We start from the raw sequence: 14,216 nt of genomic DNA, 5'->3' as shown, positions 1-14,216 counted from the left end.
TTCTTATTAAAAAAACCACCTGTAAAGGTGGTTTTTGTTTTATCAGAATACCCATAATTTTTCTGCAATAAGAAAAAATCATTAAGCTGAAAGAGATTAAATTAATTCTCTTTCTTTGATGGCTTAATAGCTAATAAATTGCAGTTTAGTTTGCTAATGACATGTTCCGCGGTATTCCCTAAAAATGCGGCAGAAAGCCCCGTTCTACCAATGGTGCCTAAAATCACGAGTTCAGCTTCTATTTTTTTAGCAACTTGTGGAATCACATCTTCCGGGAAACCTTCAACCACGTGGGTATGATCGTCATTAATACCGTATTTTTGGCGCAATGACTTCATATTAATTAAATATTGTCCACGTAAACCGCTATTGTATTCACTAGAACTAAACTCCGGTAAATCTATGGCCATATTGATTGGTGTTGGTGGATAAGCGGTAACAAGATGAACATTGCCACGATCTAAAGACGCCGCTAAATCCATACTTAATGAGACTAATTCATCATTAAACGAGCTATGCGCTTCATTTTCATCATCAGATACGTTGACAGCGACTAAAACCCGGCGTTGGTGTTTCCAATCGCCATCTTTCACTACTAAAATAGGTACCGGACATTTACGCAGCAATTGCCAGTCAACCGGTGTCACGATTAATGATGCCAGGCTTTCTTCCGCTTTAGTATATTTGACTACCAAATCATATCCTTGATTTTCTACTTCAGTAGCAATGGCTTCTGCCTCATTGCTGTTCCAAACAACGGTTGTAGCAAATTCAATTCCATCAGAAGCATATTTTTCAATGTAGGGTTGAATTGCTAATTTACGTTGTTCAATGACATTTTTATGCATTTCTGAGCGTTCCTCTGAAGAAAGTAACGCTGACATTTCATAAGATAAATCGTAAATTGCGAGGAAAAGCGTTATTTTTACTGGAGATTGACTTTTTTGTTCTTGCGCCAAACGAACAGCTCTAGCAAGGGCATATTGTTTATCATTTTCAGGATTTAAAACCACCAGTATGTTATTGAATTTCATGTACAACCTCCTCCATTTATTGACTCTAAATAGGGTAGAACATTCTTGAATAAATGACAAGGTGAGAGACTTAAAAAGACATCCGGCGCAATTTCTATGCGCCGGAAAGAGATGGGTTAGATAACCATTTTAATTTTGGTTTTATTCATGCCGGATAACTCGATTAATTCAGCCATATTATTAATCGTAATGTATTTTCCTTGTACGGATAAAACACCTAGTTTTTGGAAACGACCAAGTAAACGACTGATTGTTTCAACAGTGAGACCAAGATAATTGCCAATATCGCCACGTGTCATCGTTAAACGGAATTCTCGTGCGGAAAAACCGCGTGCAGAATAGCGTTGCGATAAATTATAAATAAAAGCGGCAAGGCGTTCTTCGGCATTCATTTTTGAGAGTAATAAAATCATTTCTTGATCACTTTTAATTTCATTACTCATTAAACGCATTATTTGTTGCCGTAATTTCGGCATTTTACCGGATAAATCATCCAAAATATCAAACGGAATTTCACACACCATAGCAGTTTCTAGCGCTTGAGCAAAACTTGGATGTTGCATATTCATAATCGCATCAAAACCGACTAAATCTCCCGGTAAATGAAAAGAAGTAATTTGTTCTTCACCGGTTTCACTAATTGTGTAAGATTTAATCGTACCAGAGCGAATAGCATAGAGCGATGTAAGCTCATCACCCGCTTTAAAAAGCACCTGAGATTTCTGGATAGGTTTTTTACGTTCAATGATATTATCTAATTGATCTAATTCATGCTCATTTAAAGTAAAAGGGATACATAGCTGACTAATACTGCAATTTTGACAATGTATTGCGCATCCACCAGATTGAACTCGACGTCCTAATTTTGTTTCTGTCGCTAAAATTTTCATTTATTCCCCAAATTCCAGAAAATTGGAAAAGAATTGTGTAAAATTGATCTATCTCAATAATATCACTAAATTTTTAATTTAAAAAGTACAAACATTGGCGAGGATGTATGGCTGCTGAAAAACTAACTAAAAAACGCTTAATTCAAATTTTACTAGTATTAATAGTTCTTCTTATCGTATTTTTTCATCGTACGTTTAATTATGAAAAAAAACAACAACCTCAATATCCGTCAAAAATATCTGAAAAAAGTACCGCACTTTTAGAAAAGAGTAGCTAGATTTTTGGTATAAAAAAGGCTAAATCAATAATGACTTAGCCTTCTTATCATCAGGTTTGATTAGTTGTTTGTTGCTAATGCACCTAAATCTTTATCAACCAAGAATAAACCTTTACCATCCTCACCAAGAAGATTTAATTTATCTAAAATTCCACTAAATAATTTTTCTTCTTCATGTTGTTCAGCTACATACCATTGTAAGAAGTTAAAAGCAGAGTAGTCTTTCTCTTCAAAAGTTCTACCAACTAATTCATTGATTTTAGAGGTAATTAACTTCTCATGTTCATAAGTTAATTCAAGTACTTGTTTCAATGATGAAAATTGATGAGGTGGTTCATCAATTTGTGTGATGATAGCCAATGCACCAGTCTCATTTAAATAAGTAAAGAGTTTACGCATGTGCTGCATTTCCTCAGCCGCATGATCTGATAAAAATTTTGCGGCCCCCTCGAAACCTTGTTGTTCACACCATGCACTCATTTGTAAATATAAATTAGAAGAATAAAACTCTAAATTCATTTGATCATTTAATAGTTTAATTACGCTATTTGATAACATTTTATTTCTCCTATTCTTATAAAGTTTTTAATTCACGATCGATGTAATAAAGTGCGGTTCCACTTTCACCAAGAAGTTTGAATTTATCAACAATACTGTTAAATAATTTTTCTTCTTCATGCTGTTCCGCCACATACCATTGTAAGAAGTTAAAAGTAGAGTAATCCTTTTCTGCAAAAGTACTTTCAACTAACTCGTTAATTTTAGATGTCACTAGTTTTTCATGTTCAAGTGTTGTTTCAAAAACTTCTTTTAATGAAGCGTAATTGTGTTTAGGCGCGTCAATTTTACCTAACAAAGGCATTCCACTGGTTTCACTGACATAAGTAAATAGTTTTTGCATATGTTCTAATTCTTCATCAGCATGACGAAGTAAAAACGCTGCCGCACCTTCATAACCATTTTTATGACACCATGCACTCATTTGCAAATAAACATTTGATGAATAGAACTCAAGATTAATTTGTTCGTTTAATTTGGTCGTAATTGCTTTGCTAAGCATAACTAACTCCTTTCCTTAATGATTTATAAGACAATCACAATACAACTTAATTTGCTGAGCGCATTCTATCCACCTAATTGATAATCGTCAAACTATTTTTTCATTTATACGTGATAACTTATTAATTTTAAATGTATTTGTAACAACAACTATTCTCATTTATAGAATTTTCTTGAAATGAATTCTCAATTGCAATCAGATTAACAGATTATGTATTTCGATAAAAAGAAGATGGTAAACATCTATATTGATTGTATGCATATCCATTCCCCAATTCTTCATTCCTGAAAATAGATTTTAATGTCTAACGATGTTTAATGATTAAAAACCTCAAAAATCTCAATACGATAATGTTACACGGTAATAAGAGTGGCGAAGCAAATCGTGACTTTAATAATATTTTATTTAACATAATATACATTATGCGAAATTAGTTATCGGGTTAGCGAAAACTACGAATTAAATAAATCACACAGTTATGCACAAGTCACACGTGCTAGTTAAACTAGACAGAATCTTGTTTTAATAAGGTATGTCACAAATAAAAAATAAAGTTATAGACTTTCATTTTGAATTGTCAATTTTCTTTCAAGATAAAATTCATTTAAAAATAATATTAGATATAGATTGCGCTACGTAAAATCTGAGTCGGTTGGTAGATTGATTATGTGAGATTTTTAAAATACATAAAAAACACGCTGAATGTTATCCAGCGTGTTTTCTGATTACGGGCTATTTAGTGACGTTGTCTCTTTTATACTGTTAAAAACATTAAAAAATTTAACCGCACTTTCTAACCAATGAGTTTACTGCCATATTCATAAATTTTTTGTAATAAAATCAGCTTCTCTTCATTGTTTTCATGTTGTGCGGCTAATGCTTGAAGACTTTGCTCAAATTGTAAAATTTCAGAGTCTAGTTTTTTCCGACAATATTTTTGCCATTTAATTTGTTCAGAACGGTTTAAGGTGCGATAAAAATGTCTGGCACGATAATGAAATAACAATTGAGGGATTCTTGGGTCTTGAAAACTCAGATTATGTTCAGCAAGCTTTTCAGGCTCCAAAGTGCGTAAAATCGCCATATTGTTTTTATCGGCATCACTAAAAAAGCCATTATAAAGCTCGGTTTCAACATTATCAGATGCCTCAAATTCACGTTCTTGTTGAAAAATATCCATGACTTTCTGGCGAATATCCTGAGATGCCAACAAACGTTGCTTATTTTGCATACATAATGCTCTATCAATCCCTAAACGTTCGGCATTTTGAGGCAATAAGGTTTTCTCCGGCGCTACAATTGGGCATTTATTGATATGAATGAGCTTTAACGGAACAGGAAGCACGCCAGCCTCCAACAACGTTTCTTTCTTCGTATAAAGATTTTCACGCAACTCCTCTGCCGATTTTATTAGCAGATCATCAATATTGCCTGTTAAATCACATACGATCACTGCATTTTTGTTTTTTGGGTGCCAAGCTAAAGGCGCAATTAATGTCGTATTTCCACGATAATTGCCTAACATTCCCGACACATGCACTAACGGCGTCATTTCTGCGGTATTAATCAGCTTTTCAAGCTCTTTTTTTCCACGATTTTCAAAGAAATATTGAAATAACTTCGGCTGTTTTTTCTTAATTAATTTTGCCATTTCGATAGTAGCATACACATCAGACATGGCGTCATGAGCATTTGTATGTTCTATTCCATTCGCTGCCGTCAGTTTTTCCAAACGAAAACTCGGCATACCTTCATCATCTAAAGGCCATTCAATGCCATCGGGACGCAAAGCATAACACGCACGCACTAAATCCAATAAATCCCAGCGGGAATTACCGTTTTTCCAGCTATATTCATAAGGATCAATAAAATTACGATAAAAGGTATAGCGTGTCATTTCATCGTCATAACGAATATTATTAAAGCCCATGACACAGGTATTTGGTTGGCTGAATTCCTGTAAAATTCGAGTAGCAAAATCCGGTTCCGGCAGGCCTTTTTCATTACACTCCTGTGGTGTAATACCTGTCACTAACACCGCTTCCGGAGCAGGCAAATAATCATTGGTTTGCTTGCAATACAACACAACGGGCTCGCCGATAATATTAAAATCCGCATCTGTACGAATACCCCCAAATTGCGCCGGGCGATCGGTTGCCGGATTGACACCAAAACTTTCATAGTCGTAAATGAAAAAGCTGAAATCGTTTTTTGCCATCATTTTTCTCAAATTTAAGCCAAGATTTTATCTAGATAATACAAACAGAAAATTGCACACAAACTGAACGCAATACCTAACCAGTTAACTTTGCTGATTTTTTCTTTAAAGATTAATGCACCGGTAATCGTACCTAAACAAATCACTCCAATGTTCATGCCGGCAAAAACTAATGTCGGATTCGAGCCAAAACTCTGGTGAGCTTTAATATAAAACAGAATATTGAAGAAATTTAGCACACCTAAAATAATGCCGCCCACAAAACTGGCGACATTCCATTGAGTTCGTTTGAATAATAAGTAAATAAACATAATGCATGAAGCCAAGGAAAACGCAATGAATAGCGTCGTTGGGAATGCTCCCCCGCTTTTCGCGACTTGTTTAAACAAAATATCGATGATGCCATAACCAAACCACACGCCGATTAAGCCTAAAACACCTCGAAAATCGACCGCACTTTTTTGATTCGGTTTGCTTAAAAGGCAAAACAACCCGACAAATGCCAACACAATACCAACGACTTTTGATTGGCTTAGGGTTTCGTGGAAAATTAAAAACGCAGCGAGAATGGGTAAAAATAAGGATAAGCGTTGTGCCGCGTCAGAACGTACAATACCGGCGAATTCTACGGCTTTAGACATAATAATAAACACGCTTGGCAATAAAATACCTAATGCTAAGAAAATCGGCGTATTTTCGCTTTGTGCGATAAAGTCAGTAAACTCAAGCCCTTTGAAATCCGGTTTCAATAAAAACCAACTAAGTGACAACGCCACAATATAATTAAAGGCAATGGCTTGCTGAATAGCGATATTACGTTTACGGGCAACTTTTAATAATACAGACACCGCAACGCTACAGAGAACGGCGATAATAAGGTTGTGCATTTATTTTCCTTTTAACGAAATAAAGTGCGGTCAAAAAACACTTCATTTTTTAACCGCACTTTTTTATTTATTAAACTACTCTGTTGCGCCGAATCCGCGTAATCCGACCACATGAACGTGTTCGTGATTACCGGAGATTTTACGCACCAGTTTATAGGTGGTACCTTTTTCTGGGCTGATGTTTTCCGGTGCTGCAATCAATAGTTGCATATCCAGGCGTTCGCATAGCTCAAATAAAGTAGAAATGGATTTCGCATCAAGACGAGCCGCTTCATCTAGGAATAATAAACGGCACGGCACGATGTCTTTGCCGCGGATACGACGGCTTTCTTCTTCCCAGCTTTGTACCACCATTAAGAGGATGGACATACCGGTACCGATAGCTTCCCCAGTGGATAATGCGCCGCTTTCTGCGCGCAACCAACCATCTGCGCCACGGTAAACTTCCACTTCTAAGTCAAGGTAATTACGGTAATCCAATAATTCTTCACCGATAGTTTGCGCAGTGCGTTGCCCCACATCGATATGCGGGTTGAGACGTTGATATAGTTTCGCAATTGCCTCAGAGAAAGTCATGCGGTTATCGCTGAACAGATCTTGATAATCAGACTGATTGCCGGATAACGCATCCAACAACATGGCATGCGTATCACGAATATTTACCACCAAACGTACCGATTTCACCTGACCAAAGGCGATATTTTGTAGACCTTGGTTTAGCATACGAATGCGATTTTGTTCACGTTGAATGGTTTTACGCATGATATTCGCTACACTTTCAGAACTGATCGCCAATTTTTGTTCACGGCCGGTCAATTCTTCCGTTAAGCGGGAAAGCTCGATTTCCATTTGTTCAATTGCATCAATCGGGTCATCGGTTTTCAGAATATCCTGACGAATACGTTCGCGCAGATGTTGATATACGGCGATAAAGAACCGCACTTTATTTTCCGGTTTACGGCTATCTTCTGATAAACGCAAAGCATCACGCAGATATTCGTTGTCAGCAACTGCCGTACGCAACGCACCTAGCGCTTTATCTGACATGGAACGCAATTCATCTGCGGATAAATAGGCCAATTCACGACGATTTAAACGTTTTTCTACATCAGAATTACGGGATAAACGAAGCACCACACACCAACTCATTTTCGCCGCCGTCACCAACTCACGCTGGGTTTTATAATCACGTTCTGCTTTACGAATACGACGAGTCAGATTTTCCGCTTCGCTTTCAATAAGGGTGAGTTGTTTTTCAATGTAAGAACGGCGTTGGCGATTAGTAGAAAGTTGTTGATATAACTCGTCACGACGAATTTTGGCACGCTCTTCCGCCCCATCATCAGCACGCACACCCAATTCACTAATTTCTTGCATCAATTCCTGCAACATTTGATTTTTACTGTTGAAAGAACTTTGCAATTGAATCAACACTTGATTGTACTGAGCATATTGCGCTTGAACCTGACGTAATTGTTCGCGCTGAATTTCACGTTGTTGCTGCATTTGTTCTAAACGCGCGCGTAATTGTTCGTTTAATTCAGAGGTTTCCGTTTGTACGCTTTCCGCATAATTGAAATGCGCTTTACGTTGCACCACATCCGCCAAGGCAAAGACTTTTTGTTGCACTTGTTTTTGTAGCTGAATGGCTTGTTCATAATCGGCTTTTAAATGTTCGTAATTTTCCGGGTCGCTTTGCAACGTGTTAGCAATCGGTTCTAATTGTGACAACGTGACACCGTGCTGACGGATAAATAATTCATCCTGCTCTGCCAAATCTAATTGCTCACGGCATTCTTCAATGCGATCAATTAAGCTATCATCAGCCAATAATGGCAATTGCGGAATTAATTTATTCAACAACTGCATTCTTTCTTTCGCATCATCTAAACGAAGACGAATTTGTTGCTCGCCGATCACCAATTGATTAAGCTCACGTTCAATTTCATTGCGTTGTTGATTGGTCTGCGCCATCAGTTGTTCCGGATTGGCTTGGAATGCCAAGGCTAAATGCAGGCCAACAAACTGGCTAAAATTCTCATGTAAACGCTGGCATTTTTGTACGTCAAAAGCACGTTGCGCGTACTGCTCCGCCACTTCCTCACGTTTAGCCTGTAATTCTTCCAAATGTTTTTCACGAGCCGCACGGCCGAACAACGGAATTTCAGGGAATTTGGAATAACGTAATTCACGATCGGACACCTGAACGACCACACCAAGCTCTAACTCTTGCGCGGACAGTACGCTGTCGTCAAATGCCGCCGGATCGCCCTCGATTAAATACAAATCTTCCGGGCAATCTTCTAAATTAGCGAGTTGCTCTTTCACCGCATTCAAATCACGTACAACAATAGCGTGGCGTGCTGGGCCGTATAAGGCAGAGAAATAAGGCGCATCTTCGATCGGCACATCATCGTATAATTCAGACAGCAACACGCCACCAAAACGTTCTGCCAGCACATTCAAACGGGCATCTTCCGAACCATCCGGCTGACTTAAACGGCTAATTTGCTCGTCTAATTGCTGACGTTGAAGTTCTAGCTGGTCGCGTGCCATGGTTAATTCGCGCTCTTTGGTCAGCTGTGATTGCATGAAATTCATCACATCCTGACTGTCTGCGAATTGTTTTCCGCTTTGCTCCTGCAAGCGTTCCAATGCGGCTTGCGCTGTTAACCAAGCTGGCGCTTTACGTGCGTTTTCATCATAAAGTGCGGTCAAATTTTCACGTTTTTGACGTAGCGTTGAACGTTGCTCAACTAGATCAGAAAGTTCGGTAGATAAATCCTCAATTAAGGCTTCTTGATCGCCATAAAACGCTTCCAATTCATCCGCCGTTTCTAAGCTTTGATTCGCACGTTGATTAAAATCATTTAATAATCTCACCGCACTTTGTTGTTGATTTAAGCGTTGTTCTAATTCATGTAACTTAGCGCGTAATTGCGGCGTTTGTTGCGCTTGGAGTTTTTGTGTCGGATATTCGCGTAACAATTCTTTGGCACTTTCCCACGCGGTAGAACGTGGCACTTCTCCAGCGATTTTACAAACCAATTGATAAGCTTTATCAAATTGTGTTTTCGCTGCTTCGGAAATAGACATCTTTTGCTCTAGTTCAAGCACGTTATCCGTCAATGCTTCCGCTTGCGCTTCAAATTCTTCATGGTACGCATCCACATTTTTTACCGATAAATCGGCTAATCCGCACAAGGTCTTGGCTTTTTCTAAGGCTTGAATGGCTTGCTGATATTGCAATGTGCGAGTTTGTTGTGCATCAAGAGCTTGCTGATAATCTGCTAATTGGGAACGCAGGTTATCAACTTCTTGTTCTGTTTGTTCAAATTGCGCCTGACTTTCTTCCAATTGTTCGTTGGCGGTTTCAACCACCATTTTTTGCTCTTCCAAACGCTCGGTCAGTTCACTGACATCTTCTTGATAACGAGAAATTTTTTCTTGATGGCGTAACGCATTTAACACCAAATTCAAGTGATCAAGCGCACTTTGGTGATCCACTTCGAGGACTCTTTCACTTTCGGCTAACTCGGCGGCTTCACGACTTAATTCAACCAAACGATGTTGTGATAAATTCTGTTCAGACTTGGCTTTATACCACTCCTGACGGAAATTTAATGCGGTTTCAATATTGCCACGACGCTCGTTGGCATTTCGCATATAATCCGCCGCCACATAATTAGTGGATTCGGTGATTAAATGCTTGAATAAATCGCGATCTGCTTGGGTGACTTTAATGGCTTCCAACGTCATACGGTTTTCACGTAACGCACTTTCCATGTCTTGGAAGGCTTTTTTCACGCCTAAGTTTTCCGGCAATAAATAATCCCGCAAGGAACGGGTAATGGCACTGGAAATACCGCCGTATAAAGAGGCTTCGATAAGTTTATAGAATTTGCTGCGGTCTGAAGAAGAACGTAAGCGTTTTGGAATAATCCCCAAATCAAACATCATGCCGTGGTAATCGGTGATGGAGTGATATTGTTTAAATTGGGCACCACCCTGCTCAACCTTGTCTTTTAGTTCATTTAACGTCAGTACGCGCGCTTGACGTTCGTTAATGGTTTCGGTGAAAAGTGCGGTCGGATTGACAGATAATTCTACGCCTTGAATAGAAAAGGTTTTTAAATCCACTTTTTTATCACGCCCTGCCACCTGTTGCAGACGGACACCCACAATAATTCGTTGATGACGGGAGTTGATGGTATCCAACGCCGCGTAACACACGCCCGGACGCAATTTACCATGTAAACCTTTATCACGCGAACCGCTTGTGGCACCGGCTTCCGTGGTGTTACGGAAGTGCAATAAGGTTAAGTCCGGAATCAACGCTGTCACAAATCCGGCCATGGTCGTAGATTTACCAGCACCGTTACCACCGGAAAGTGTGGTCACCAATTCGTCTAAATCAAAGGTACGGGCAAAGAAACCGTTCCAGTTGATGAGTGTTAAAGAACGGAATTTACCGCGTTCTACTCCACTGTTTTGGTTAAAGATAACCGGCGCTACATCAGAGGATACCGTATCCATTACTTCATTTTCCAGAGATAATTCTTCAGTCATTATTCTTGTTCCTCTTCTATGAATTCGTCTTCAACGTCAGTATCGTTTTCAGTGCTTTCTGTATCGCGTTGTAATGCTGCTTTTTCAGCTTGTAAAGATTGTGGCGTTGCCGCTTCACCATCGCGAATTAAGCGTAATTGTGCTTCAATCGGGTCATCACCGGCACGTACTTCCGCACCAAAACGGAATACTGATTCAGAAATGGTAAATTTTCCGCTGTTTGGTTCGCCTACGGTATAAATCATGCCTAAACGGCGCAAGCGACCGATTGCCGCACGCACTTTTTCTGCCAATTTTTGTTTATCCAAATCGGAACCGCTAGAACGTTGATTCACCGCTTTTAGCAATTTGCTTTCATCCGCTAAATTCAGCAATTCGTCATACACTTCCTGAGTACTAAAAATACCTTGTTGAGCTAGTCGCTCCGGGCTTAAATACAAATAACACAACACCTTACCCACTAACATTTCCAATTCGGTTAACACAGAACGGGCAATGAGTGTTGTCGCTTTCGGGCGTAAATAGAAAAAACCTTCCGGGGCACGAATCAGTTCGACGTTATAGCGACGATAGAACAGATCCAGTTCCGTTTGAAAATCAAGTAAAAAAGCGTGGTTATCTAAATGTTCTGTGCCGATATGTTTGCCGGAACGCAACTGGCTGTCCACAGCGGGAAATAACGGGTTGGCAATGGCAGCTGCCAATTTCGGTGAAATTACATCTTGAAGGTTGTCTGTCATTATTTTTTTCTCTAACTGAATTGCTCTGTTATTGTCTTGTTCGTGCGATAGAGACGACTTAAAAACGCGTAGGTTTTCGACCGCACTTTTAATATTTATCAATGATATGCGCCTGAACTTCTGCGCCGTAATCGTTAATTTCTGTCCAGTGCGGATAGATACCAGCCAAGTCATCGCCTGCAATACCTAAACGCACAGCCTGATCCACGATAATTCGCGCCACATCAAAATGTTGTGCCAATGGATAATTTTCTAATTGTTGCTTCAACATTAAACTTAAATTAATCGGGAGATTTTGTTCGCGGTAATCAATTAATAAGCCTTGCATGTGTTCGACGATTTTTTCGCGAATATCGGCTAAAGATTCAAATTGTAATTCTTCCGGCAATTCGCCCAAGGCATCTTCTTCACGCAGCGCTAATTCTTCATCGCGCAAATCAACTAAACGCTCTGCTTGCGCTGTCCACAAGAACCAAGGGTTGTCGAAATAATGATGAATAGAATTGCGGAGACGTTGTGAAAAGACACGATTTTTATCCATATCAATGGCGGTACGGATAAATTTATGTACGTGGCGGTCGTAGCCGATCCACAAATCGATAGCTTGTTGTCCCCAACTGATAATGCGGTCTAGCTTGGCTTGCAAATCAATGATTAATTGTTCGATAAAATACAATTCTTGGCGACCGATCACACAATCTTGAATACGCAATAACTGCGCCTGTAATTTGTCACCGGCAGCATTTAAGGTGTCTTGTAATTCCCGTAAATTGCCGGAGGTTTCATCTAATAATTGTTCACAACTGGAAATTGCGGCTTGCCAATCTTTGGTTAACAAGGCGGCGATATCTTCTTTAATGCTTTGTTGATTTTCATCCATTACGCGTTGTGACAAATCAATGCTGTCAAAAATTTCTGCAACGGAATATTTCAACGGCGCAAACACATTGCGACGCCAATAATGCTCATCACCGTCTTCTTCAGCGGCATCAGAGGCACGTTGGATTTCATCGGCCACAATGGAAAGTTGAACGGAAAGACGTAAGGCTGAAAATTCACGTTGACGAATGTAATAATCGGATACACCAACACCCAACGGCGTTAAGCGATAAATCGCTAAACCTTCGGTAAATTCACTGCTAAAACGGTTAAGAAAACGTTGTTTAACCAGTTCATTAATCGCGTTATTCGCGCGAACGGCAATTGTTTCTTGAGATTGTTCAAAGGCGGTAGAAATGTGACGGAAAATATCGACTAAATCAGCTTCTAACATTTCGCCGTCAAAACATTCATTGTTATAAATGGCAATCGCCAATAAAAATGCCAAACGTTCCGTCGGCAAATTTAAGGAAAACTCACGTTCTTTCGCCCAGGAGACCAGTTCGGGAATGGTTTGTGATGTGTCAAGCATGAGGGATCTCACAACAGGTTAATTTCAACAAAAAATTGTGGGAATTATACAGGAATTTGCCTTTTCTAACAGCTTGAAAATGGAAAGTGCGGTCAAAAAAATAATGCTTTTTTTAGGTAAATTATAACTTTGAATTTAACCCGCGAGTTTTTTAATTAACTCGTTCATGCCTTCTTCATCATAGCCTTCTTCATACTGCATATCCTCGACAAAATCTCTCAGCACTTTGCTATTTAATGCGGTACAACCGTATTTTTCCAATTTACTTTTAGTAAAACTGGAACGATATGCTGAAGAGACATTATTGAGGCTTATCACGCCGATGGTCGCTCGATTACAAGGCACTTTATTGACGAACACCAAATTGTATCCTGATTCACGGATATAGCCGGTTTTATTGATCGCTGCACTAAATATTTCGTCACGCACGAGTTTATTGGTGTTTTTCACAAAAATATTGCGCTTTCCTGTTTGAATATAGGTGGACGAAATATTGGAAAGACGTTTAATTTCCGCCTTATTTAAGGAATATTTAGCCAGTTTCACCAAATCCATTACGCTGGACACATTGCCATTAGATAAACCGGAACTGTCGATAAAACGGGTTGATGTCATACCGAGTATTCTCGCCTTTTCATTCATTTTTTGGATGAATTGCGAACGGCTCATGCCGGCTGAACGGGATAAAGCGTGCGCGGCATAATTATCGGAATGTACCAGCATGGCTTTCAATAATTCATTACAAGATATCGGCGTGTTTTTGGGCAATTTTGTACTTGTGCCTTTAATGTAGTCCGTATCTTCAGCAGTAATTGAGGCCGTACAACGGGCATTTTTGTTATGTTCCAAAAACACATTTGCTGTCATTAGTTTGGTCACAGAAGCAATGGGGCGTACGCTATGGGCAGAGTTGCTTTCCAATATTTTATTGTGGGTAAAATCATACACAACATAAGATTGCGCAGCGGCAACAGTGGGTAGCAAAAATAATAAAGGCAAGGTTTTTGATAACATAGGATGATTCAAAGAAGTAAGCAACAGCACTATTCTATCAGTTTTTCAAAGTCAGATTAAATAAAAAACCACCCTCAACAGAAGGTGGTTTTTGTTTTTATATATTCGTTATTTA

Annotated in this window: 11 protein-coding genes; 1 reads left to right on the top strand and 10 read right to left on the bottom strand. The window is 39.2% G+C overall.

Translation table 11 applies throughout. The annotated features are described in order from the left end of the window. Nucleotides 1-101: 101 nt before the first annotated feature. The gene (uspE, locus tag ACO5E4_RS02620) at nt 102-1,034 is read right to left on the bottom strand and encodes a universal stress protein UspE (protein ID WP_485861981.1); all 933 of its coding nucleotides are present in this window, start codon (nt 1,032-1,034) and stop codon (nt 102-104) included. A 116-nt stretch (nt 1,035-1,150) separates the two neighbouring features. Beyond that, the gene (fnr, locus tag ACO5E4_RS02615; RefSeq protein WP_314955319.1) at nt 1,151-1,924 is read right to left on the bottom strand and encodes a fumarate/nitrate reduction transcriptional regulator Fnr; all 774 of its coding nucleotides are present in this window, start codon (nt 1,922-1,924) and stop codon (nt 1,151-1,153) included. A gap of 107 nt (nt 1,925-2,031) precedes the next feature. Here fnr and ACO5E4_RS02610 point away from each other — a divergent pair, with 107 nt between their 5' ends. Further along, complete coding sequence (locus ACO5E4_RS02610) at nt 2,032-2,202, top strand: hypothetical protein (RefSeq protein WP_314955317.1); 171 nt, start codon at nt 2,032-2,034, stop codon at nt 2,200-2,202. Between the two features lie 60 nt (nt 2,203-2,262). On the opposite strand, the gene ftnA (ACO5E4_RS02605) is transcribed toward ACO5E4_RS02610, so the two are convergent. The 8 genes from ftnA (ACO5E4_RS02605) to ACO5E4_RS02570 all read right to left on the bottom strand — a co-directional run bounded on the left by ftnA (ACO5E4_RS02605) (nt 2,263) and on the right by ACO5E4_RS02570 (nt 14,101). Continuing rightward, nucleotides 2,263-2,760 carry a non-heme ferritin gene (ftnA, locus tag ACO5E4_RS02605; RefSeq protein ID WP_314955316.1) on the bottom strand — a complete coding sequence of 166 codons (498 nt, stop codon included), beginning with the start codon at nt 2,758-2,760 and terminating at the stop codon, nt 2,263-2,265. 16 nt (nt 2,761-2,776) lie between these two features. Next, nucleotides 2,777-3,262 carry a non-heme ferritin gene (ftnA, locus tag ACO5E4_RS02600; RefSeq protein ID WP_314955315.1) on the bottom strand — a complete coding sequence of 162 codons (486 nt, stop codon included), beginning with the start codon at nt 3,260-3,262 and terminating at the stop codon, nt 2,777-2,779. Nucleotides 3,263-4,055: 793 nt separating this feature from the next. Continuing rightward, nucleotides 4,056-5,480 carry an exodeoxyribonuclease I gene (sbcB, locus tag ACO5E4_RS02595; protein WP_485862072.1) on the bottom strand — a complete coding sequence of 475 codons (1,425 nt, stop codon included), beginning with the start codon at nt 5,478-5,480 and terminating at the stop codon, nt 4,056-4,058. A gap of 14 nt (nt 5,481-5,494) precedes the next feature. Then, nucleotides 5,495-6,367 (bottom strand): EamA family transporter, encoded by an 873-nt coding sequence (locus tag ACO5E4_RS02590; RefSeq protein ID WP_485861980.1) that lies wholly within the window; start codon nt 6,365-6,367, stop codon nt 5,495-5,497. Nucleotides 6,368-6,442: 75 nt separating this feature from the next. After that, nucleotides 6,443-10,936, bottom strand: a complete 4,494-nt coding sequence (gene mukB, locus ACO5E4_RS02585) for a chromosome partition protein MukB (protein WP_485861979.1) — start codon at nt 10,934-10,936, stop codon at nt 6,443-6,445. Continuing rightward, the gene (gene mukE, locus ACO5E4_RS02580) at nt 10,936-11,676 is read right to left on the bottom strand and encodes a chromosome partition protein MukE (RefSeq protein WP_485861978.1); all 741 of its coding nucleotides are present in this window, start codon (nt 11,674-11,676) and stop codon (nt 10,936-10,938) included. Before mukE ends, mukB begins: the two co-directional genes overlap by 1 nt. An 88-nt stretch (nt 11,677-11,764) precedes the next feature. Continuing rightward, on the bottom strand, nt 11,765-13,087 hold the full coding sequence (gene mukF, locus ACO5E4_RS02575; RefSeq protein WP_485861977.1) for a chromosome partition protein MukF: 1,323 nt from the start codon (nt 13,085-13,087) through the stop codon (nt 11,765-11,767). Between the two features lie 135 nt (nt 13,088-13,222). Next, nucleotides 13,223-14,101, bottom strand: a complete 879-nt coding sequence (locus ACO5E4_RS02570; protein ID WP_485861976.1) for a D-alanyl-D-alanine carboxypeptidase family protein — start codon at nt 14,099-14,101, stop codon at nt 13,223-13,225. Nucleotides 14,102-14,216: the final 115 nt, after the last annotated feature.

Source organism: Aggregatibacter sp., from assembly GCF_057314075.1.
This window is presented reverse-complemented; position numbering and strand designations above follow the sequence as displayed.

Coding starts and splice junctions, on each gene's coding strand:
- uspE (WP_485861981.1), bottom strand. CDS start 1,034: ATGAAATTCAATAACATACTGGTGGTTTTAAATCCTGAAAATGATAAA.
- fnr (WP_314955319.1), bottom strand. CDS start 1,924: ATGAAAATTTTAGCGACAGAAACAAAATTAGGACGTCGAGTTCAATCT.
- ACO5E4_RS02610 (WP_314955317.1), top strand. CDS start 2,032: ATGGCTGCTGAAAAACTAACTAAAAAACGCTTAATTCAAATTTTACTA.
- ftnA (WP_314955316.1), bottom strand. CDS start 2,760: ATGTTATCAAATAGCGTAATTAAACTATTAAATGATCAAATGAATTTA.
- ftnA (WP_314955315.1), bottom strand. CDS start 3,262: ATGCTTAGCAAAGCAATTACGACCAAATTAAACGAACAAATTAATCTT.
- sbcB (WP_485862072.1), bottom strand. CDS start 5,480: ATGGCAAAAAACGATTTCAGCTTTTTCATTTACGACTATGAAAGTTTT.
- ACO5E4_RS02590 (WP_485861980.1), bottom strand. CDS start 6,367: ATGCACAACCTTATTATCGCCGTTCTCTGTAGCGTTGCGGTGTCTGTA.
- mukB (WP_485861979.1), bottom strand. CDS start 10,936: ATGACTGAAGAATTATCTCTGGAAAATGAAGTAATGGATACGGTATCC.
- mukE (WP_485861978.1), bottom strand. CDS start 11,676: ATGACAGACAACCTTCAAGATGTAATTTCACCGAAATTGGCAGCTGCC.
- mukF (WP_485861977.1), bottom strand. CDS start 13,087: ATGCTTGACACATCACAAACCATTCCCGAACTGGTCTCCTGGGCGAAA.
- ACO5E4_RS02570 (WP_485861976.1), bottom strand. CDS start 14,101: ATGTTATCAAAAACCTTGCCTTTATTATTTTTGCTACCCACTGTTGCC.